Annotated in this window: 19 protein-coding genes; 7 read left to right on the forward strand and 12 right to left on the reverse strand. The window is 60.8% G+C overall.

Going from position 1 to position 20,949, the window contains the following annotated elements; all coding sequences use genetic code 11:
* From pqqC to AC3WWR_RS08300, 4 genes are all read left to right on the forward strand, one after another.
* The coding region (pqqC, locus tag AC3WWR_RS08285; RefSeq protein ID WP_492598637.1) for a pyrroloquinoline-quinone synthase PqqC at positions 1-483 on the forward strand (483 nt) is incomplete at its 5' end.
* Positions 480-755: a pyrroloquinoline quinone biosynthesis peptide chaperone PqqD gene (gene pqqD / locus AC3WWR_RS08290; protein ID WP_492598638.1), complete on the forward strand. Its 276-nt coding sequence runs from the start codon at positions 480-482 to the stop codon at positions 753-755. The genes pqqC and pqqD, both read left to right, overlap by 4 nt.
* On the forward strand, positions 727-1,899 hold the full coding sequence (pqqE, locus tag AC3WWR_RS08295) for a pyrroloquinoline quinone biosynthesis protein PqqE (RefSeq protein WP_492598639.1): 1,173 nt from the start codon (positions 727-729) through the stop codon (positions 1,897-1,899). Before pqqD ends, pqqE begins: the two co-directional genes overlap by 29 nt.
* On the forward strand, positions 1,865-3,691 hold the full coding sequence (locus AC3WWR_RS08300) for a S9 family peptidase (RefSeq protein WP_033044802.1): 1,827 nt from the start codon (positions 1,865-1,867) through the stop codon (positions 3,689-3,691). The genes pqqE and AC3WWR_RS08300 overlap by 35 nt, the downstream gene beginning before the upstream one ends.
* A 24-nt stretch (positions 3,692-3,715) precedes the next feature.
* Here the strand turns inward: AC3WWR_RS08300 and AC3WWR_RS08305 are convergent, their stop codons facing one another.
* Both AC3WWR_RS08305 and AC3WWR_RS08310 read right to left on the reverse strand, forming a co-directional pair.
* Positions 3,716-3,874 carry a YqaE/Pmp3 family membrane protein gene (locus AC3WWR_RS08305; RefSeq protein WP_003228885.1) on the reverse strand — a complete coding sequence of 53 codons (159 nt, stop codon included), beginning with the start codon at positions 3,872-3,874 and terminating at the stop codon, positions 3,716-3,718.
* A gap of 217 nt (positions 3,875-4,091) precedes the next feature.
* Positions 4,092-5,375 carry an aspartate aminotransferase family protein gene (locus tag AC3WWR_RS08310; protein WP_033044804.1) on the reverse strand — a complete coding sequence of 428 codons (1,284 nt, stop codon included), beginning with the start codon at positions 5,373-5,375 and terminating at the stop codon, positions 4,092-4,094.
* Between the two features lie 169 nt (positions 5,376-5,544).
* On the opposite strand from AC3WWR_RS08310, the gene AC3WWR_RS08315 reads away from it, so the two are divergent.
* Positions 5,545-6,474: a LysR family transcriptional regulator gene (locus AC3WWR_RS08315; protein WP_020796023.1), complete on the forward strand. Its 930-nt coding sequence runs from the start codon at positions 5,545-5,547 to the stop codon at positions 6,472-6,474.
* A gap of 227 nt (positions 6,475-6,701) precedes the next feature.
* Here AC3WWR_RS08315 and AC3WWR_RS08320 read toward each other — a convergent pair whose 3' ends face one another.
* The 10 genes from AC3WWR_RS08320 to bioB all read right to left on the reverse strand — a co-directional run bounded on the left by AC3WWR_RS08320 (position 6,702) and on the right by bioB (position 19,213).
* Positions 6,702-8,480, reverse strand: coding sequence for an acyl-CoA dehydrogenase C-terminal domain-containing protein (locus tag AC3WWR_RS08320; protein ID WP_033044806.1), 1,779 nt, complete (start codon positions 8,478-8,480; stop codon positions 6,702-6,704).
* A gap of 265 nt (positions 8,481-8,745) precedes the next feature.
* A complete protein-coding gene (locus AC3WWR_RS08325; protein WP_492598640.1) occupies positions 8,746-10,542 on the reverse strand; it encodes an acyl-CoA dehydrogenase C-terminal domain-containing protein in 1,797 nt (598 codons plus the stop codon).
* 87 nt (positions 10,543-10,629) lie between these two features.
* The gene (locus tag AC3WWR_RS08330; protein ID WP_432668666.1) at positions 10,630-11,922 is read right to left on the reverse strand and encodes a GGDEF domain-containing protein; all 1,293 of its coding nucleotides are present in this window, start codon (positions 11,920-11,922) and stop codon (positions 10,630-10,632) included.
* A gap of 241 nt (positions 11,923-12,163) precedes the next feature.
* Positions 12,164-13,969, reverse strand: a complete 1,806-nt coding sequence (locus tag AC3WWR_RS08335) for a phenylacyl-CoA dehydrogenase (protein WP_020796028.1) — start codon at positions 13,967-13,969, stop codon at positions 12,164-12,166.
* A 252-nt stretch (positions 13,970-14,221) separates the two neighbouring features.
* Positions 14,222-14,518, reverse strand: coding sequence for a pyrroloquinoline quinone biosynthesis protein PqqE (locus AC3WWR_RS08340; RefSeq protein ID WP_492598641.1), 297 nt, complete (start codon positions 14,516-14,518; stop codon positions 14,222-14,224).
* A 107-nt stretch (positions 14,519-14,625) separates the two neighbouring features.
* Entirely contained in the window at positions 14,626-15,306 is a 681-nt protein-coding gene (gene bioD, locus AC3WWR_RS08345) for a dethiobiotin synthase (protein ID WP_179056990.1), read from the reverse strand.
* A complete protein-coding gene (gene bioC, locus AC3WWR_RS08350) occupies positions 15,303-16,115 on the reverse strand; it encodes a malonyl-ACP O-methyltransferase BioC (RefSeq protein WP_492598642.1) in 813 nt (270 codons plus the stop codon). The genes bioD and bioC overlap by 4 nt, the downstream gene beginning before the upstream one ends.
* Complete coding sequence (locus AC3WWR_RS08355) at positions 16,108-16,839, reverse strand: alpha/beta fold hydrolase (protein WP_020796032.1); 732 nt, start codon at positions 16,837-16,839, stop codon at positions 16,108-16,110. The genes bioC and AC3WWR_RS08355 overlap by 8 nt, the downstream gene beginning before the upstream one ends.
* The gene (gene bioF / locus AC3WWR_RS08360) at positions 16,832-18,010 is read right to left on the reverse strand and encodes an 8-amino-7-oxononanoate synthase (RefSeq protein ID WP_033043280.1); all 1,179 of its coding nucleotides are present in this window, start codon (positions 18,008-18,010) and stop codon (positions 16,832-16,834) included. The genes AC3WWR_RS08355 and bioF overlap by 8 nt, the downstream gene beginning before the upstream one ends.
* A gap of 147 nt (positions 18,011-18,157) precedes the next feature.
* Positions 18,158-19,213: a biotin synthase BioB gene (gene bioB / locus AC3WWR_RS08365; RefSeq protein ID WP_020796035.1), complete on the reverse strand. Its 1,056-nt coding sequence runs from the start codon at positions 19,211-19,213 to the stop codon at positions 18,158-18,160.
* A gap of 94 nt (positions 19,214-19,307) precedes the next feature.
* Here bioB and AC3WWR_RS08370 point away from each other — a divergent pair, with 94 nt between their 5' ends.
* Complete coding sequence (locus AC3WWR_RS08370; RefSeq protein WP_033043279.1) at positions 19,308-20,048, forward strand: ComFC family protein; 741 nt, start codon at positions 19,308-19,310, stop codon at positions 20,046-20,048.
* 62 nt (positions 20,049-20,110) lie between these two features.
* Positions 20,111-20,875 carry a TOBE domain-containing protein gene (locus AC3WWR_RS08375; RefSeq protein ID WP_033043278.1) on the forward strand — a complete coding sequence of 255 codons (765 nt, stop codon included), beginning with the start codon at positions 20,111-20,113 and terminating at the stop codon, positions 20,873-20,875.
* Positions 20,876-20,949: the final 74 nt, after the last annotated feature.

Below are 20,949 nucleotides of genomic sequence, written 5' to 3' on the forward strand. Positions count from 1 at the left end.
GGCGGTATCGAAGCCTGGCTGCGCCTGGGCCAGGCCGTCGGTCTCGACCCGGACCAATTGCGCTCCCAGGAACTGGTACTGCCCGGCGTGCGTTTTGCTGTCGACGCCTACGTCAACTTCGCCCGTCGCGCCCGTTGGCAGGAAGCGGCCAGCAGCTCGCTGACCGAGCTGTTCGCCCCGCAGATCCACCAATCGCGCCTGGACAGTTGGCCTCAGCACTACCCGTGGATCAACCCCACCGGCTACGCGTATTTCCGCACGCGCCTGGGCCAGGCGCGGCGCGATGTCGAGCACGGCCTGGCCATCACCCTCGAGCACTACACGACCCGGGAAGGCCAGGAACGCATGCTGGAAATTCTCCAGTTCAAACTGGACATACTTTGGAGCATGCTCGATGCCATGAGCATGGCCTATGAGTTGAACCGCCCGCCCTACCATACGGTGACGAGTGAACGGGTCTGGCACAAAGGAATCCCCCTATGAGTTTCGATCGCAGCAAGACCCCGACCTGGCGTCCTGGCTACCGTTTCCAGTACGAACTGGCACAGAAAGGCCACGTGCTGCTGTACCCGGAAGGCATGATTAAACTCAATGAAAGCGCCGCGCTGATCGGCGGCCTGATCGATGGCGAGCGTGATGTCGCCGCGATCATCAACGAGCTCGACCAGCAGTTCCCTGGCGTGCCCGAGCTCGCTGACGACATCGAGCAATTCATGGAGGTTGCCCGTGCACAGCACTGGATCGAACTTGCCTGATTCATCCAGGCAAGTGCCGCCCAAGCCCGAGATCGGCCTGCCCCTTTGGTTGCTGGCCGAGCTGACTTATCGCTGCCCGCTGCAATGCCCGTACTGCTCCAATCCGCTGGATTTTGCCGAACAAGGCCAGGAGCTCAGTACCGAGCAGTGGATCAAGGTGTTCCGCGAGGCCCGCGAGATGGGCGCGGCGCAGCTGGGCTTTTCCGGGGGTGAGCCGTTGGTGCGCCAGGACCTCGCCGAGCTGATTGGCGAAGCGCGCCAGCTGGGGTTCTACACCAACCTGATCACCTCCGGCATCGGCCTGACCGAGCAGAAAATCAGCGATTTCAAAAAGGCCGGTCTCGATCACATCCAGATCAGTTTCCAGGCCAGCGACGAGCAGGTGAACAACCTGCTGGCGGGCTCGAAAAAAGCCTTCGCGCAAAAGCTGGAAATGGCCCGCACCGTGAAAGCCCATGGCTACCCGATGGTGCTGAACTTCGTCACCCATCGGCACAACATCGACAAGATCGACCGCATCATCGAGCTGTGCATTGCCCTGGAGGCCGACTTCGTCGAACTCGCCACCTGCCAGTTCTACGGCTGGGCGCAACTCAACCGGGTGGGGCTGCTGCCGACCCGGGAACAGCTTGTTCGTGCGGAGCGCATTACCAACGAATACCGCGCCAAACTGGAAGCCGAAGGGCATCCCTGCAAGTTGATTTTCGTCACCCCGGACTACTACGAAGAACGCCCGAAAGCCTGCATGAACGGCTGGGGCAGTATCTTCCTGACGGTCACACCGGACGGCACCGCCCTGCCCTGTCATGGCGCCCGACAGCTGCCGGTGCAGTTTCCCAACGTGCGCGAGCACAGCATGCAGCACATCTGGTACGACTCGTTCGGCTTCAACCGCTTTCGCGGTTACGACTGGATGCCCGAGCCATGCCGCTCCTGCGACGAGAAAGAAAAGGACTTCGGCGGCTGTCGCTGCCAGGCCTTCATGCTCACGGGGGATGCGCGCAACGCGGACCCGGTGTGCAGCAAGTCGCCTCATCACGGCGTGATCCTCAAGGCCCGCGAAGAGGCCGAGCACGCGACCCAGACCATTGAACAACTGGCCTTTCGCAATGAACGAAACTCACGCCTCATCGCCAAAAGCTGAACCCTTCAGCGCCGCCAACGCCGTCGCGGCCGGCATCGATTTTGCCGAGCTGCAGGTCGGCGCCCATGGTTTGTTCTGGAACGAATACCGCCCGGAGGATGCCGCGTGTCGGATCTGGCACTGGCGTGATGGTGTGGCCAGTTGCCTGACGCCACCCCCGTTCAGTGTGCGCAGTCGAGTGTATGAATATGGCGGTGGCGCGTTTTGCCTGACCGACGACGGCGTGGTGTTCGTCAATGAGGCGGATCAGCAGCTTTATCGCCAATCACTGCAAGGCGAGACGCCAGAGGTGCTGACCTCAGGTGTGTGTCGATATGGTGATCTGCAGTTCGCCAATGGCCAGGTACTGGCGGTAGAGGAAAACCGCAATGTACACCGCCTGGTGGCGATCGACCTGGTGGATGGCGCGCGGCATTTGTTGGCCGAAGGCGCGGACTTTTACGCCGCACCGACCTTGAGTCCCGATGCGCAACGACTGGCCTGGATTGAGTGGAGTCGCCCGGATCAACCCTGGACCGCGACCCGTTTGATGGTCGCCCGACGCCAGGCCGATGGCGGCTTCGCTGCCCCTTGCTGCGTGGCCGGCGACCAGGCGCAGGAATCGCTGCAACAACCTCGTTTCGATGCTGACAGTCGCTTGTTCTGCCTGACCGATCGCGGTGGTTTCTGGCAGCCCTGGATGGAATCGGCCGATGGCCTGACACCATTGCCCAGCACCGCCGCCGACCACGGCCCGGCACCCTGGCAACTGGGTGGTTGTACCTGGTTACCGCTAAGCGAAGGTACTTATCTGGCCAGCTGGACGGAAGGCGGTTTTGGCCGATTGGGGCTTTGCGGTAATTCGTGCAAAGACTTTACCGGCGATTACAGCCGCTTCCGCCATCTTGCCGTGGATGATCATTTCATCTACTGCATTGCTGCGTCCCCCGTCAGCTCAGCGGCGGTGATCGCCATCGATCGCCAGACCCACCAAGTGAAAGTCCTCGCCGGCGGTATTGCACCGCTGCCCGCCGAACAAATCAGTCGCCCGCAAACGCTGCACTACCCAAGCGGTTCGGGTGAAGCCTACGGTTTCTTCTACCCTGCAATGAACGGCGACGCCAAGCCGCCATTGGTGGTGTTCATCCATGGCGGCCCAACCTCGGCGTGCTACCCGATGCTCGATCCGCGCATCCAGTACTGGGCGCAACGAGGTTTTGCCGTGGCCGATCTCAACTATCGCGGCAGCAGCGGATACGGCCGGGACTATCGCCAGGCCCTGCATTTGCGCTGGGGCGAAGTCGATGTCGAAGACGCTTGCGCGGTGGTCAGCCATCTCGCCGAACGTGGCTTGATCGATGGCCAGCGAGCTTTCATTCGTGGTGGCAGCGCCGGAGGCTATACGGCGCTGTGCGCGTTGGCGTTCCACCAGGTGTTTCGTGCCGGTGCCAGTCTTTATGGGGTCAGCGACCCTGTGGCGCTGGGACGGGCGACGCACAAATTCGAGGGTGACTACCTGGACTGGCTGATCGGTGACCCACAACAGGATGCCGAACGCTACGCCGCACGCACGCCGCTATTGCATGCCAGCAACATTCGCGTGCCGGTGATCTTCTTTCAAGGTGAGCTGGATGCCGTGGTAGTACCTCAGCAAACCCGCGACATGGTCGAGGCCCTGCAGAACAACGGTATCCTGGTCGAAGCCCATTACTACGCGGACGAACGTCACGGTTTTCGCAAAGCCGGCAACCAGGCGCATGCGCTGGAGCAGGAATGGTTGTTCTATCGGCGGGTGATGGCGCTCACAAATTGAGAGCGCCACACAGGGAGAAACGCCTCACCGCTTGGCGATGATGTACACCGCATGCACGATCCCGGGAATGTAACCGCACAGCGTCAGCAGAATATTCAGCCAGAACGCTCCACCGAACCCCACTTGCAGAAATACACCCAGTGGTGGCAACAGAATGGCGATGATGATGCGGATAAAGTCCATGGACATAGCTCCTGATTGAAGTGGGCTCACGCGAGCCCATACCCTATCGACCTGTACCGTTGGTCAGGGTTCAGCCCGACTGTTCAGGCCAATGTACCCAGGCCATGTTTCTGAACGATGCAACCGCCATAAAAAAACGCCCCACGCCAAAAGAATCAGGCGTGGGGCGTGCGTTATACCGCGAGACGGTTCGGGAATTCGTGCAGGAAGCGTCCGCTCAGACGGCAATCCCTTTACGGCATTGCAGCTGTGCGGTGCGTACGCGGGAGAAGGCACGGGCCAGGCGCAGCAGCATTTCATCGATATTGGACTTGCTGACCGTCAGCGCCGGGGTAAATCGCAGGCAATCGGCTCGCGGCGCGTCGAGCAGCAGCCCTTCGTACAACGCGGCCTTGACCACGGCGTCTGCCGAGTCGTCGGAAAGCGTCAACCCCCAGAGCAACCCTTGCCCGCGTAATTCGCCGTGTCCGTAACGATGGGACAAACGCTGCAGGCCTTCGCGCAGGTGCTGCGCCATTTCCCCGACATGCTCGAGAAAGCCTTTGTCCTGCACGCTATCGAGCACCGCCAGGCCGGCTGCGGTCAGCAGTGCGTTGCCATGATGGGTACCGCTCATTTCGCCGGTTTCCAGGCAGCAGGCCTTGCCCCGCGCCAGCAGCGCCGCCACCGGTACGCCACCGCCAAGCCCTTTGCCGAGCACGACGATATCGGCACGCACACCGAAGGACTGTTCAGCCAGCAGGCTGCCACAGCGACCGACACCGGTTTGCACCTCGTCGAAGATCAGCAGGATGCCCAACTCGCGACACAGGCGCTCGACCCCCTTGAGGTAATGTGCGGTAGCCGCAATCACCCCAGCTTCACTTTGGATCGGCTCGAGCATGATCGCCACGGTCCGTTCATCCACCGCCGCATTCAGCGCCGCAAGATCATTGAAGGGGACGCGACTGAACCCCGGAAGCTGCGGCTCGAAGCGGTTGACCAGGGTCGAACTGTCCGACGCCGAAATCGTCCCCAGGCTACGACCATGGCAAGCCTGATTGGCCACGATAATCCGCGAAGCCCCGCCGCGATGCCGTTGACCCCATTTGCGCGCCAGCTTGATCGCCGCCTCACAGGCCTCGCTGCCGCTGTTGAGCAGGTACGCCTGGTCGCTGCCGGTGATGGCACACAGGCGCTCGGCGAGCTTGAGCATGCCGCGGTTATGCAGGGCGAAACCGGGATTGATCAACGCTTGCGCCTGCGCAGTAATGGCGCTGACCAGTGCCTTGGGACTGTGACCAAGGCTATTGGCACCGCCGCCCTGGGAGAAATCCAGATACGCACGGTCATCGCTGTCCCACAACCAGGAACCCTGGCCGCGGGCAAAAACCTGTTGGGGTCGATCGACACTGGGCATCAGGTACTCGCTGCAAAGATTGTCTGCGTTGGGGGCAGAGGAACTGTCCTCCAGCAAATCGTCGAGACTGGGCGCATGTCGGCGCAGGCTGAACAGATTCATAGGTGCAACCCTCGCAGAAGGTTTTTTGCGTTACCTATGCAAACGTCATCGAAGCGAAGGGAGTTCATCGCGTTCCGGGGCCCTGTAAGCCTTGTGAATAGGGTTAGACTAGGCTCACCCAAGGCGATGAGCTATTTCGATTTCCCAGCATTTTCGATAAGAATTACTTATGGATTTCAAGCAACTGCGTTATTTCGTCGCGGTCTACGAAGAGGGCCATGTGGGCCGGGCTGCCGAGCGCCTGTCCATTTCACAGCCGGCGCTGTCTCAACAGATCCGCCACCTTGAACAAACCCTGGATGTGAGCCTGTTCGAACGCAGCAGCAAACGCCTATTGCCGACCCTTGCGGCCCATACGCTCTATAACCATGCCCTGCCCTTGCTCGATGGCCTGCAACGGGCACGTGAAGCACTGGGCAACTTCAAGGGGCATGCGCTGCGCACCCTGGCCATTGGCGTACTGCAAACCGTGCACACCAGCCTGGTGCCACAAATGCTCGAGCGGGTGCGCAAGGCGCAACCTCATCTGGTGGTGCAGATCTATGAACTGACGGGACTGGAAATCGAGCGACGCCTGCTCAATGGTTCGCTGGACATCGGCATCGGCTACTTGCCGCCTCGTCAGCCGGGTCTGCACGGAGTGCTGTTGTACGAAGACGAACTGACGCTGGTCATCCCGGCAGACCATCCATTGCGCGAATTCAAGAAAGTCTCCATGAGCCAGGCTGCCGAATTGCCGATGTTGCTGCTGGGCGAAGAGTTTCAGATACGGCAGATCTGGCAGGCGCAAATGGCCAGCCTGGGACGGCGTCCGCAAGTGCAGGCCGAGCTGAACAACATGGCCGGCATACTCGACAGCCTGCCGCACACGCGACTGGCGACGGTGCTGCCTGGACGCTCGCAGAAGACCCATGGCAACCAGCAATTGTTGTGGAAACCCCTGAGCGAACCGCGGGTGCCGCTGAAAGTCGGGTTGGTCTGTCGCGATGTGCAACGGCAACAGGCATCGCTGGCCTTGCTGCGCACATTGCTGGAAGAGGTGATCAATCGGCCGGATGAACGCTTGAACAGCCCGCCGGCACTGGATGGCCTGAGCTGAACACTTTTCTCGAGGCAAAAGAAAACCCCGCCGAAGCGGGGCTTTGCAGACTGTTTCCCTGACATCCATTTCACTCCGCCGTCCTGGCAGAATCCTACGTGTCCGTGTTGTTGCTTTGCGCTTCCTGCGCTACGTCCATAAGCAGTAGATTAGCTGTGGATCCAATTTACGACTATGGGAGAACAGCAGCACGTCATGTAAGAGAATGCTTACATCAGGTTACAAACTCAGAATTGCCCGGCCTCCAACAGGAACAGCGATTCGCTACCGGCCTTCACCGACGCGTTCAGCGAGTGAATACGCGGTAGCAAACGGGCGAAATAGAAGCGCGCGGTGCCCAGCTTGCTGGCGTAGAAATCGTCCTGCGTTTCCTTGCCGAGAGCCGCCTTGGCCATCAAGGCCCACATGTAGGCATAGGCTACGTAGCCAAATACTTGCAGGTACTCGACCGACGCCGCGCCGATTTCATTCGGGTTGTTTTTCGCCCGGTCCAGCAGCCATGCCGTCAGCTCGTCGAGCGTCGTCACCGCATCGTTGAGCGGCTTGGTGAACTCCGCCAAGTCAGCACTGGCCGTTGCGGTGAAGTGACGAATCTCGTCGGCAAACAGATTGTAGAACGCCCCGCCGCTGCCGACGATCTTGCGTCCCACCAGGTCCAGCGCCTGGATACCGTTGGTGCCTTCGTAGATCTGGGTGATGCGCACGTCGCGCACCAGTTGCTCCTGGCCCCACTCACGGATGTAACCGTGGCCGCCGAATACCTGCTGGCCGTGAACCGTGGTTTCCAGGCCCAGATCGGTGAGGAACGCCTTGGCCACCGGGGTCAGCAAGGCCACCAGGTCTTCCGCGCGCTTGCGGGTGGTGGCGTCTTCGCTGAACTTGGCGGTGTCCAGTTGCATCGCCACGTAGGTGGAGAAGGCACGACCGCCTTCGTTCGCGGCCTTCATGGTCAGCAACATGCGACGCACGTCCGGGTGGACGATGATCGGGTCAGCGACTTTGTCTTTGTTCTGCGCGCCGGTTGGCGAACGGCTCTGCAGACGATCACGAGCGTACTCGACAGCGTTCTGGTAGGAGCGCTCGCCGGTGGCCAGGCCCTGGATGCCGACGCCCAGGCGCTCGTAGTTCATCATGGTGAACATTGCCGCCAAGCCCTTGTTCGGCTCGCCGACCAGGTAACCCACGGCTTCATCGAAGTTCATCACGCAGGTCGCAGAGGCCTGGATGCCCATCTTGTGTTCGATCGAGCCGCAGTTGGCCGGGTTGCGCGCGCCCAGGCTGCCATCGGCATTGACCATGAACTTGGGCACCAGGAACAGCGAAATCCCTTTAGGTCCAGCCGGCGCATCGGGCAATTTGGCCAGCACCAGGTGGATGATGTTTTCGGTCAGGTCGTGTTCGCCGCCGGTGATGAAGATCTTGGTGCCGCTGACCTTGTAGGAACCGTCGGCCTGAGGCTCGGCCTTGGTGCGGATGATCCCCAGGTCGGTGCCGGCGTGCGGTTCGGTCAGGCACATGGAACCGGCCCAGACGCCGGCGTACATGTTCGGCAGGTAGGCGGCCTTCAGTTCTTCACTGGCGTGGGCGTTGATCGACAGGCAAGCGCCGGCGGTCAGCATCGGGTACAGACCGAACGACAGGCTGGCCGAGTTGACCATTTCCTCGACCTGGGCCGAAACGGCCTTGGGCATGCCCATGCCGCCGTAGGCCGGATCTCCACCTACACCGACCCAACCACCTTCAGCGTAGGTTTGGTAAGCCTGTGGGAAACCCGCCGGCGTGGTGACAGCACCGTCCGCCCAGTGACAACCTTCCTCGTCAGCCGCACGGCTCAGGGGCGCAACGCTTTTACTGGTGACCTTGCCGGCTTCTTCGAGAATGGCTTCGACCGTTTCAGCATCAATGGAATCGGCCAATGCTGGCAGCTCGGCCCAGAGTTTGGCGACCTCGAACACCTCATTGAGGACGAAGCGCATATCGCGCAGGGGCGCTTTGTAGTCAGCCATGGCAAACCTCGCAAATCTAAACAGATGGCTCGTAGGAAAGATGCTTTTCTTTGGGTCCGAGTGTAACCCAACAACTTTTGCGACACATAGGGTCAGCACATGACTGTTTTGTAATTTTTAGTCACCGGCGAAATGTAGAGGGGAACCGCAAGAATTGTAGAAGCGAGCCTGCTCGCGATAAACCTGAGGACGCCTCGGGGCACCTGGCTTCCAACGTTATCGTTAACGACCATCGCGAGCATGCTCGCTCCTACAGAAAAGCCCATCAGAGCGCAAACAACTCCGCCGGTAACTGCATCAGGCAATCACTCCCCGCTTCGATCGCCGCCCGATGAGCGTCGGTACGCGGCAACAGGCGCTTGAAGTAAAACTCACTGGTCGCCAGTTTGGCCCGGCAGAAATCCGCGTCGCCGCTGCCAGCATCGAGCTGCGCCTGCGCCACCAACGCCATACGCAACCACAAGTAGCCGAGGATGATGTAACCGCTGTACATCAGGTAATCCACCGATGCGGCGCCGACTTCATCCGGGTTTTTCATCGCCGCCATGCCGACCTTGGTCGTCAACTCGCCCCATTGCTGATTCAGCGCATCGAGCTGCGCCACATAGTTGCCCAACTGTGGATGCGCGACGTTGGCCGCGCAAAACTTGTGGACGATTTTAGTGAAGCCGCGCAACAGCTTGCCCTGGCTGCCGAGCACTTTGCGCCCGAGCAGGTCCAGCGCCTGGATGCCATTGGTGCCCTCATAGATCGGCGCGATCCGGCAGTCGCGAACCAGCTGTTCCATACCCCATTCACGAATGAATCCGTGGCCGCCGAATACCTGCATGCCATGGTTGGTCACTTCCAGCCCGGTTTCAGTCATGAAGGCTTTGCAGATCGGCGTCAGGAAGGCCAGCAGGTCTTCGGCATCCTGGCGTGCCGTTGCATCCGCGCTCAGGTGCGCTACGTCGAGCAACTGCGCAGTGAAATAAGTCAGTGCCCGATTGCCTTCGTTGAAGGCTTTCATGGTCAGCAACATCCGACGTACATCCGGATGCACGATGATAGGGTCGGCAACTTTTTCCGGGGCTTTCGGGCCTGTCAATGCGCGCATCTGCAAACGGTCGTTGGCGTACTGGATCGCGCCCTGGAAACTCGCTTCGCCCAGGCACAAACCCTGCATGCCCGTGCCCAGTCGCGCGTGGTTCATCATGGTGAACATACAGTTGAGGCCCTTGTTCGCTTCCCCGATCAAAAAGCCCTTGGCCCCGTCGAAATTCAGCACGCAGGTGGCCGACGCCTTGATCCCCATCTTGTGCTCGATGGCGCCGCAGGAAACCCCATTGCGCTCGCCCGCTTCGCCCTCGGTATCGGGCAGGAACTTGGGCACGATAAACAGCGAAATACCCTTGGTCCCGGCCGGCGCATCCGGCAGTTTCGCCAGTACCAGGTGAATGATGTTGGCGCTCATGTCGTGCTCGCCGGCGGAGATGAAAATCTTGCTGCCGGTGATCGTATAACTGCCGTCGGCTGCAGGCACGGCGCGGGTCTTGATGATGCCCAGGTCGGTGCCGCAATGGGCTTCGGTCAGGCACATGGTGCCGGTCCATTGGCCGGCGGTGAGTTTGCTCAGGTAGGTTTGTTTCTGTTCTTCAGTGCCATGGGCGTGGATCGCCGACATGGCGCCATGGGTCAGGCCTGGGTACATGCCCCACGACGTGTTGCTCGAACCCACCATCTCGCTGATGACCAGCCCCAGCGAGCCGGGCAGACCCTGACCGCCATACGCCGGATCAGCCGCCAGGCCATGCCAGCCACCTTCGACGTATTGGGCGAAAGCCTGCTTGAAACCTGCAGGCGTCGTGACCACACCGTTGTCGAAATGGCAGCCCTCTTCGTCGCCGCTACGGTTGAGAGGCGACAGCACGTTTTCACAAAACCTGGCACCCTCTTCGAGGATCGCACTGACCATGTCCGGACTGGCCTCGGTGGCGCCGAGCGCTGCGTAGTTGCTGTGGAAATCGAAGACGTGGTCAATCAGGAAGCGCATGTCGCGCAGGGGAGCCTTGTAGGCGGGCATGGTCGTTTCTCCGGCAGTAGATGACTCAAACCTACTGCCGCCGCCCCGCCCTTCACAATGACAGTCCAGACGCTGAATGCGCCGTCATCACTCAACCGCAGCAGCGTCCATGCGCACGGCGCCACGGCGGTTCTGGCCGAACGCCATCACGCAGTTGCGTCCGGCGCCCTTGGCGCTGTAAAGCGCCTGGTCGGCGGACTTGAGCACTTTCTCGGGCGAGCGTTGTTCCACCCGTTCGGCAACGCCGATGCTGACAGTCACCGACACACTCGAGGCACTGGCGCCGGCGCGACGCTGGCGGCCCTGATTGTCATCCTGTGGACGGCTTTCCTGATTGCGAAGATGAATGTTGTAGGTGGCAATGGATTCGCGAATGACCTCCAGGTGCGGCATGCACTCCTCGAGGGTCTTGCCGGCAAACACCAGGGCGAACTCCTCTCCACCATAACGATAGGCCTTACCGCCTCCGCCGATTTTCGACAGTTTGCTGGCGACCAGTCGCAGCACCTGGTCACCGACGTCATGGCCATGGGTATCGTTGAATTTCTTGAAGTGGTCGACGTCACTCATGGCCAACACATAGTTGCGCCCCAGGCGCTGCATGCGCTCATTCAATGCGCGGCGCCCGGGCAGGCCGGTGAGTTCGTCACGGAAGGCCATTTGATAGGCCTCATGGGCAACGGCGGCCGCGATCATCAGCATCACCTGGCTGCACATTATGTTCAGGGTGAAGGGCAGGATGAAGGTTTTCGGCAACATCCAGAACAGCCCGAGCAACCCCACCAGCTGTGCCGCATGCAGCGGTCTTGGGTGACGCCAGTACTGGTAGGCCAGCAGCGCGAACGATGCGATGAACACGGGATAGGACAGCTGGATCAGGCTCATCCAGGCGCCGTGCAAGGCAGGCCAGCGAATCTGCGACAGCCACCCCAGCAAGGCCTGTGGGTAACTTTGTTCCAGTGCCAATGCGACGCTACCGACGGCCAGTAAAACGGCGAAACGGGCGACCATGTCCTGGAACAGATGCGTACGCTCCTGCCACGCGGCGAATACGCCGAACAGCAATGGCAACAGCAGGCAACACAAATGAAAGACCACTGCGGCGTCGTCCCGCACCTTGCCATTGTCACGGTAGTAATCGGTCTGGGTGTCGAGCAGGAAGTAGGCGATGTACACCGTGGCCATCAGAAACAGCTCGCGCTGGCGTCGGTAAACCGCACAGTAGGCACCGCCGAGCAACAACACCAAGGTTGGAAGCACCTGGAACAACGACGTGAAGAACACGTTCAGGTCCTTGATGTAGGCAGCCGCGAGTCCCGCCAGTAACAGCACTGACGACGGCAAAAAATGACCCACACGGACAGCGGATGAACGCGGCAAAGGTAAAGCTCCGACCCGTCATTTCGATTGATGGCAATGTGCCAACAACTGTAACGGCACCGATCTCGACTTGCTGAGTCAATTACCAAGAAATTTTTAAGACAGCGTCTGCGGCTTGCCGGGTGGTGCAGCGTTGCATCGCGAGCAGGCTCGCTCCTACAAAGAGCATCAACCAACAGGCAAAAAAAAAAACCGCTGCCCCCGAAGGAGCAGCGGTTTTCTTGAAGTACCGCGTTAAGGCTTAGTAGCCCAGCGCGAAGTCCTCTTCCTTCATGTCCATCAGGTTGTTGGCGCCCGACAGCATGGTTGCAACGTGAGTGCGGGTGCGCGGCAGGATACGCTGGAAGTAGAAGCGCGCCGTCTGCAGCTTGGCGGTGTAGAACGCCTCGTCAGAAGTGCCGGCAGCCAGTTTCTCGGCGGCCAGGCGTGCCATGTCAGCCCAGAAGTAGGCCAGGCAGGCGTAACCCGAGTACATCAGGTAGTCCACCGAGGCCGCGCCGACTTCTTCGCGGTCTTTCATGGCAGCCATACCGACCTTCATGGTCAGCTCGCCCCACTCCTTGTTCAATGCAGCCAGCGGTGTGACGAACTCTTTGACAGCTTCGTTGCCTTCGTTGGTCTGGCAGAACTTGTGCACGATCTTGGTGAAGCCCTTGAGGGCCTCGCCTTGAGTCATCAGCACTTTACGGCCCAGCAGGTCGAGTGCCTGGATGCCGGTGGTGCCTTCGTACAGCATCGAAATACGGCTGTCGCGAACGTTCTGCTCCATGCCCCACTCGGCGATGAAGCCATGGCCACCGTAGATTTGCACGCCGTGGTTAGCCGATTCGAAACCGACTTCGGTCATGAAGGCCTTGGCGATCGGAGTCATGAACGCCAGCAGCGCATCGGCCTTCTTCTTCTCTTCCTCGTCCACGCCGTACTTGACGATGTCGACTTGCTTGGCGGTGAAGTAGACCATCGCACGGTTGCCTTCGGCGAATGCCTTCATGGTCAACAGCATGCGACGTACATCCGGGTGCACGATGATCGGGTCAGCGGCTTTTTCCGGCGCTTTCGGGCCAGTCAGCGAGCGCATTTGCAGACGATCACGAGCGTATTTCAGGCCACCCTGGAAACCGATTTCGGCGTGGGCCAGGCCTTGCAGCGCGGTACCCAGACGTGCGGTGTTCATGAAGGTGAACATGCAGTTCAGGCCTTTGTTCGCCGGGCCGATCAGGAAACCGGTGGCCGCGTCGAAGTTCATCACGCAGGTGGCGTTACCGTGGATGCCCATCTTGTGTTCCAGGGAGCCACAGGACACGGCGTTACGCGCACCGATCGAACCATCGGCGTTTGGCAGGAACTTTGGCACGATGAACAGCGAAATGCCTTTGGTGCCAGCCGGCGCATCGGGCAGGCGGGCCAGCACGATGTGCACGATGTTGTCGGCCATGTCGTGTTCACCGGCCGAGATGAAGATCTTGGTGCCGGAGACTTTGTAGGAACCGTCGGCCTGAGGTTCAGCCTTGGTGCGCAACATGCCCAGGTCGGTGCCGCAGTGCGGTTCGGTCAGGCACATGGTGCCGGTCCATTCACCGGAAACCAGCTTGGTCAGGTATGCCTCTTGTTGCTCAGGCGTGCCGTGCTCGGAAATGGTGTTCATCGCGCCGTGGGACAGGCCCGGGTACATGCCCCACGACCAGTTGGCTTCGCCAACCATTTCGCTGACTGCCAGGCCCAGAGACTCCGGCAGGCCTTGGCCACCGTGCTCAACGTCGTGGGCCAGGCTTGGCCAGCCGCCTTCGACGAATTGCTTGTAGGCCTCTTTGAAGCCAGTCGGGGTCTTAACGCCGGACTCGCTCCAGGTGCAGCCTTCGGTGTCGCCCACGCGGTTCAGCGGAGCCAGTACCTGCTCACAAAACTTGGCGCCTTCTTCGAGAATGGCGTCAACCATGTCCGGAGTTGCGTCTGCACAAGCCGGAAGGCTCTGATAGTGCGCTTCGTAGCCGAGCAGTTCGTCACGAACGAAGCGAATATCACGCAAGGGGGCCTTGTAGTCAGGCATAGCGATAAACCTCTGCTGATGTAACCGGGAATGAGCGACCGTTGTCGAAACGATCAAACAGTTGTTTGAAACATACGTTTACGCCCAAATCTTGTCAAGCACCGATCTTTTGCCATTCGTCATCCAACCAATAAACAGCGCGCACGCGAGCCTGACGCTATTGCACGAGCAGCGCGCAGCGCGAGAAAAGAAGATGGGTACAGGAACTCACGCTGAAAGCGTACCGCCAGACGGTGCGCTTTCAGCGTGAGTTCAGGCGTAGGTGTCGATCAAGGTGCCGAGCATTTCATCGGAAGCCTTGGCGACTTTGGCGCCCAACTCCACCTGAAACCGGCCTTGAGCCATTTCGATCTCATGGCTCACGAGGTCCGACTGCCGACTGCGGTCGACCGAGCGCAGGCGATCGACCTGAGCCTCGGAGGACTGGCTGCTCACCGAACGCTCGATCGTCGCGTTGGCGATTTTTCCGGCGGCTTGATCAATACGGTCTTGCCCCGCCTGAACAGTGCTCAGGCCGGCATAGAAAGCGGTATTTCCCGAGATTTCCATGGAAGTGCTCGTCCTTGCAAAGAGTCATCAGTGTTCATTGAAGCAGACATACCGAGAAATCGCCCGTCAAAAACACTAATGGCACAGTGCCGCACCATAGCCAACATCTAGTCCAGGAGGTCGAGTTGCAGGTGCTCCGCGACTGCTTCGGCCGTGACCACCTTGAGCTTCGGCACCCGCCCCAGGCAGGGCGCTGGCAAGCGTTCGGCGAGGGTCGCCAGATTTTCTTCAAGGCGCGAAGTCTTCGGATCTATGATGTTCGCCACCCATCCCGCCAGCTGCAAACCGTCCCGGGCAATCGCTTCGGCCGTCAGCAACGCGTGGTTGATGCAGCCCAAGCGTACGCCGACCACCAGGATGACCGGCAGACCCAGCGCCATCGCCAGGTCCGACAGGTTGTCCTGGTCGGCCAATGGCACGCGCCAGCCTCCAGCCCCCTCGACCAGGGTGAAGTCGGCTTGCATGTCGAGTATCTGCTGCATCGGAGTCAGCAGCGATTGCACGGTTAACGCGATGCCGGCCTCACGCGCGGCCAGGTGCGGCGCAATCGCCGGCTCCAGCGCCACAGGATTGACCTGGGTGTAGGTCAAGGGCAGCGAACACTCCGCCAGTAACGCCAGCGCGTCAGCATTGCGCAGCCCCTTGGGCGTCACCGAACAACCAGAGGCCACCGGCTTGCCTGCTGCCGTGCTTAACCCGGCTGATCGCGCGGCATACAACAGACCGGCGGCGATCGTGGTTTTCCCGACATCGGTGTCCGTACCGGTGATGAAATACGCGGAGCTCATAAGGGTTTCTCCAAAACGGCGTACACCACTTGATAAGTCGCCGGCAGGCCTTGGGCCTGACGAAACTGCTCGTAAGCCTCGACCAGGCCGAGAATCCGCGCCCGACCGGTCAAGCCGCCCGGACGCCCAGGGTTCAGGTTGTGCGCCCCCAAGGCCTTGAGCTCATGGGTCAGGCTGCGCACGTCCGGGTAATGCAGCACATGTGCCTGGTTGTCCAGACTGATTACGCGCAAGCCGCTGGCCGCACACAGCTGTTGATAAACGTTGAACTCGCGGAAGCGGTTGACGTGCACCATGCCATCCACCTGACGCCAGCTGTCACGCAACTCGAACAACGTGCCTACACAGAGACTAGCAAATGCAAAGACACCGCCCGGCTTGAGCACCCGATGCGCTTCGCTGAGCACCGACGCGAAGTCCGCGCACCACTGCACGGCCAGGCTGGAGAAAATCAGGTCGCACGTCGCATCGCGCAATGGCATCCGCTCGGCGTCGCCGGCGATGAAGTGCGCGGCGCCGCCCAACGGTCGGGCGTGATTGAGCATGCCTTCGGCGATGTCCAGCGCCACGCCCTGGCCGTCGGGAAACCGCTCGCCCAGCGCACGACTGAAATAGCCGGTGCCGCACCCGAGATCGAGCCAGCGCCGGGGTACGAACGCCTGCGGCAAACGGTGCAACAACTGGCCACCGACATCACGTTGCAACTCGGCCACGCTGTCGTAGCTTGCCGCGGCACGGGAAAACGACGCGGCTACCTGGCGCTTGTCGGGCAAACCACCGGGCAACTTGGGAAAGGATAAATCAGTCATCGCCGCACTCATGCAAAAAGGCCTGGATCGCCCCCGCGACACCGTGGGGATTTTCCAGGAGAAACGCGTGGCCGGCCTGTTCGATCAGACCGATTTCGACATCGGGTAGCAACGCCAGCAAGGCCTCGGCGGCTTCGGCCGGCACCAGCCCGTCGAGGCCGGCAAACAGATGCAATTGCGGACCGCGGAATGTCTGCAGGGCTTGGCGAGTGTCCATCTGCGCGAGCAATTCCAGGCCACTCAATAGCACTGCCGCCGTTGAGTGCGGCGCCCCTGCGAGCAACAGGCGAGACAAGCCGCGCGGGTCTTCGGCACCTTGGGCGCAGAGCAATGAAAAACGCTTCAAGGTCATGCGCGGATCGGCAGCGCAGCCTGCCAGAAAGGCATCGAACGTTTCGCCAGGCATTGCGTTTGGCCATTGGTCGTGGCTGACAAAAGAAGGATTGCTCGCCAAGGTCAGCAGACCACAGCAACGGTCGCCACGGCGCGCCGCCAACTCGGACGCGAGCATGCCACCCAGTGACCAGCCGCCGAGCCAGGCGTCCTGCGGCACGCTGGCGTCGAGTTCATCGAGCCAATGTTCAAGATTGCTCGAATCCAGCTCGGGCAGCGGCTCGATTTCGACCCGCATGTGTTCGTCCAGGCCCTGCAGGGCAGCGCCCAATGGTTGCAGCGGCGAAATTCCGAGGCCCCAACCGGGCAACAGAATCAATCGATCACGCATGGCCAGGCTCCGCTCCCAGTCGTTGATAACAATCGGCCAGTCCCTCCAACAATAGCTGCACTTGCGCCTCGCTATGGGCGGCAGTCAGGGTTACGCGCAGTCGGGCACTGCCGGCCGGCACGGTTGGCGGACGGATCGCACTCACCATCAAGCCGCGTTCGCGCAGCATCTGCGACAAGCGCACCGCGCGCCCGGCGTCACCAATCATGATCGGCTGGATCGGCGTGAAACTGTCCATCAGCTCCAGGCCGATTTGCTCGGCGCCCTGCCGGAACTGGCGGATCAGCGTCTGCAAATGCTCGCGGCGCCAATGCTCGCTGCGCAGCAGTTCCAGGCTTTTGAGGGTCGCACAGGCCAGGGCCGGTGGTTGGCTGGTGGTGTAAATGTAGGGGCGAGCGAACTGGATCAGGCTCTCGATCAACTCTTCGCTGCCGGCTACGAAAGCCCCCGCCGTTCCGAACGCCTTGCCGAGCGTGCCGACCAGTACCGGCACGTCGTCCTGGCTCAGGCCGAAATGTTCGACGCTCCCGCCGCCATTGGCGCCCAGCGGGCCGAAACCGTGCGCATCATCGACCATCAGCCATGCACCTTTGGCCTTGGCTTCTCGCGCCAGCGCTGGCAGATCGGCGATGTCACCGTCCATGCTGAAGACGCCGTCAGTCACGACCAGCGTATTGCCGGTGGCTTTCTCAAGACGATTGGCCAGACTCGCCGCATCGTTGTGCAAGTAGCGATTGAAACGTGCCCCTGACAAGAGGCCCGCATCGAGCAACGAAGCATGGTTGAGCCGGTCTTCGAGCACCGTATCGCCCTGCCCCACCAACGCCGTGACCGCCCCGAGATTGGCCATGTAGCCCGTGGTGAACAGCAGGGCGCGCGGACGACCGGTGAGGTCGGCCAAGGCTTCTTCCAAGGCATGATGCGGGCCGCTGTGGCCGATGACCAGATGCGACGCCCCACCCCCCACGCCCCACTTGGCAGCCCCTGCGCGCCAGGCTTCGATCACTTGGGGGTGACTGGCCAGGCCCAGGTAGTCGTTGTTGCAAAACGCCAGCAATGGCTGACCGTCGACCACCACTTGCGGCCCTTGCGGGCTTTCGAGCAACGGACGTTGGCGGTAGAGGTTTTCGGCACGACGGGCAGCCAGGCGTGCGGCGAGATCGAAAGACATGCAGGCCTCGACTATCAAATGACACATCTCCACTGTGGGAGCGAGCCTGCTCGCGAAGAGGCCTTCACATTCAACATAAGTGTCGACTGTTACATAGCTTTCGCGAGCAGGCTCGCTCCCACAGGGTTTTGCCTTCCTTCAGAAGGATCAAACAGCCGCGTTATAGAACTGCTCGCTGCTCTTTTGCTCCACCAGCGCCTGTTCAATGGCGGCCTGGTGCACTTCGTCGGCGTGTTCTTCGCGGGCTTCCGGCAAAATCCCCAAGCGCCCGAACAGTTGCATGTCCTTGTCGGCCTGCGGGTTGGCGGTGGTCAGCAGTTTTTCGCCGTAGAAAATCGAGTTGGCACCGGCAAAGAACGCCAGTGCCTGCATCTGCTCGTTCATGGCTTCGCGGCCAGCGGACAGGCGCACGTGGGATTTGGGCATGAGGATCCGCGCGACGGCGAGCATGCGGATGAAGTCGAACGGGTCGACGTCGTCGGCATTCTCCAGGGGCGTGCCGGCGACTTTCACCAACATGTTGATCGGCACCGACTCCGGGTGCTCCGGCAGGTTGGCCAGCTGGATCAGCAGGTTGGCACGGTCATCGAGGGACTCGCCCATGCCAAGGATGCCACCGGAGCAGATCTTCATCCCCGATTCACGGACGTAGGCCAAGGTTTGCAGGCGCTCGCTGTAAGTGCGGGTGGTGATGATGCTGCCGTAGAACTCAGGCGAGGTGTCGAGGTTGTGGTTGTAGTAGTCAAGGCCAGCCTTGGCCAGCGCTTCGGTCTGGTCTTGATCGAGGCGACCGAGGGTCATGCAGGTTTCCAGGCCAAGGGCCTTGACGCCTTCGACCATCTTCAGCACATACGGCATGTCTTTGGCCGACGGGTGCTTCCACGCCGCGCCCATGCAGAAACGGGTCGACCCGATGGCCTTGGCCCGCGCGGCCTCTTCGAGGACCTTCTGCACTTCCATCAGCTTTTCTTTTTCCAGGCCGGTGTTGTAGTGACCCGACTGCGGACAATATTTGCAATCTTCCGGGCAAGCACCGGTCTTGATCGACAGCAAGGTCGATACCTGGACGCGGTTAGCGTCGAAATGCGCGCGGTGCACCGTCTGCGCCTGGAACAACAGGTCATTGAATGGCTGAACGAAGAGTGCTTTGACTTCGGCCAAAGACCAGTCATGACGCAAAGTTGCAGAGGTGCTGGCGCTCATGGGCGTTTCCTTTGTTTTATGCTTTGGCAGGCGACCGGGAAATGGAATTTCCACCGGCGCATCACAGGTGTTTCGGCATATTTAAGGAAGAGTCATGCGCTGTCAACCACGATACGATAGGCCGGTTTACATCTGGTTAAAAAATAACCACCACTGTTTACTGTGTGATGAAGTAGCCGATGGCACCACGCCCGTTTGCATGGCTTGCGAAACCGAGTTGCCATGGCTCGGCGATCATTGCCAGCGCTGCGCAGTGCCCTTGCCCGCTGCGGGCATGACGTGCGGCCAATGCCTCATGCAGCCACCGGCCTTCGAGCGAGTGGTCGCGCCCTGGACTTACAACTTCCCGATCGACAGCCTGATTACTCGCTTCAAGCACAGCGCGAAATGGCCGTATGGCCATCTGCTCGGCGACCTTCTCGCTCAATCACTGCAACATCGCTTCAACGATGACCTGCCGCGTCCCGATGTGCTGGTACCCGTGCCGATGTCTACCCGGCGCCTGCGCCAACGCGGCTTCAATCAGGCTGCCATGCTGGCGCGCTGGCTCAGCGAACGCCTCGACGTGCCTATTGATGAACGATTGCTATTGAGGCCTCAAGACACCAACGCCCAGCAAGACCTGAACGCCGAGGCACGCAAACGCAACCTGCACCACGCCTTCGCCATGGCAAGCGACGCATCAGTGAAGGGTCGCCACCTGGCGCTGGTGGACGACGTTCTGACCACCGGTGCCACGGCGCAGGCACTGGCCCTGCTGCTGCTGGACGCAGGCGCCATACGGGTCGACGTCTATTGCCTGGCGCGCACACCCAAACCTGGCGAGTCGCCGTGACTTGACTCCCGGGTCCCGAGCCGCCAACGTCCTCACCACCGTCATAGCCAAAGCGTCTTGCCATGTCCTTGCCTACGTTGTTGTCCCAGCACATTGTCCGTCGCCCGCAACGCATTGCCTTGCTGCAACACATCGCCGAGCAGGGATCGATCACCCGCGCGGCGAAAAGCGCGGGCCTGAGCTACAAGGCCGCTTGGGATGCTATCGATGAGCTGAACAACCTGGCGCAGAAACCGCTGGTGGAACGCAGTGTCGGCGGCAAAGGAGGGGGTGGCGCCAAACTGTCAGCTGAAGGCGAGCGTGTGCTGCGCCTCTATCAAAAGCTGCAGGCGCTGCAAGCCCAGGTACTGGAAGCCGCTGAAGACGCAAGCGACCTTGACCTGCTCGGTCGCCTGATGCTCAGGACCAGCGCACGCAACCAGTTGCATGGAAAAGTCGCGGCCATTGAAACCCAGGGCCATAACGATCGGGTTCGCCTTGAGCTGCCCGAAGGCCTGAGTATCGCGGCGCAGATCACCCACGACAGTACCGTGCGCCTGGACCTGCAAACCGGCACTGAAGTTGTCGCCCTGATCAAGGCCGGTTGGCTCGATCTGCTGGGCGGCCGCGACGAGGCAACACCCGGTCACAATTGCCTCGAAGGTGTCATCGAGGAAATCCTCGACGCCGAAGACGGCCCCTGCGAAGTGCGAATCAGTTTGCCTAATGGCCAGACGCTCTGTGCTCTGGTCGAACCCCGGCATTTGCAATCACGCAAGCTGGCCCGCGGAACATCGGTACGCGCGCAGTTCTCTCCCTCCAATGTATTGCTCGGCACTCCGTTGTAGGAGCTGCCGCAGGCTGCGATCTTTTGACTTTGCTTTTCAAGATCAAGATCAAAAGATCGCAGCCTGCGGCAGCT

This window comes from Pseudomonas sp. EB271-G4-1, from assembly GCF_058791355.1.

Coding starts and splice junctions, on each gene's coding strand:
- pqqD (WP_492598638.1), top strand. CDS start 480: ATGAGTTTCGATCGCAGCAAGACCCCGACCTGGCGTCCTGGCTACCGT.
- AC3WWR_RS08300 (WP_033044802.1), top strand. CDS start 1,865: ATGAACGAAACTCACGCCTCATCGCCAAAAGCTGAACCCTTCAGCGCC.
- AC3WWR_RS08305 (WP_003228885.1), bottom strand. CDS start 3,874: ATGGACTTTATCCGCATCATCATCGCCATTCTGTTGCCACCACTGGGT.
- AC3WWR_RS08310 (WP_033044804.1), bottom strand. CDS start 5,375: ATGAATCTGTTCAGCCTGCGCCGACATGCGCCCAGTCTCGACGATTTG.
- AC3WWR_RS08315 (WP_020796023.1), top strand. CDS start 5,545: ATGGATTTCAAGCAACTGCGTTATTTCGTCGCGGTCTACGAAGAGGGC.
- AC3WWR_RS08320 (WP_033044806.1), bottom strand. CDS start 8,480: ATGGCTGACTACAAAGCGCCCCTGCGCGATATGCGCTTCGTCCTCAAT.
- AC3WWR_RS08325 (WP_492598640.1), bottom strand. CDS start 10,542: ATGCCCGCCTACAAGGCTCCCCTGCGCGACATGCGCTTCCTGATTGAC.
- AC3WWR_RS08335 (WP_020796028.1), bottom strand. CDS start 13,969: ATGCCTGACTACAAGGCCCCCTTGCGTGATATTCGCTTCGTTCGTGAC.
- AC3WWR_RS08340 (WP_492598641.1), bottom strand. CDS start 14,518: ATGGAAATCTCGGGAAATACCGCTTTCTATGCCGGCCTGAGCACTGTT.
- bioD (WP_179056990.1), bottom strand. CDS start 15,306: ATGAGCTCCGCGTATTTCATCACCGGTACGGACACCGATGTCGGGAAA.
- bioC (WP_492598642.1), bottom strand. CDS start 16,115: ATGACTGATTTATCCTTTCCCAAGTTGCCCGGTGGTTTGCCCGACAAG.
- AC3WWR_RS08355 (WP_020796032.1), bottom strand. CDS start 16,839: ATGCGTGATCGATTGATTCTGTTGCCCGGTTGGGGCCTCGGAATTTCG.
- bioF (WP_033043280.1), bottom strand. CDS start 18,010: ATGTCTTTCGATCTCGCCGCACGCCTGGCTGCCCGTCGTGCCGAAAAC.
- bioB (WP_020796035.1), bottom strand. CDS start 19,213: ATGAGCGCCAGCACCTCTGCAACTTTGCGTCATGACTGGTCTTTGGCC.
- AC3WWR_RS08370 (WP_033043279.1), top strand. CDS start 19,308: ATGCGCTGTCAACCACGATACGATAGGCCGGTTTACATCTGGTTAAAA.
- AC3WWR_RS08375 (WP_033043278.1), top strand. CDS start 20,111: ATGTCCTTGCCTACGTTGTTGTCCCAGCACATTGTCCGTCGCCCGCAA.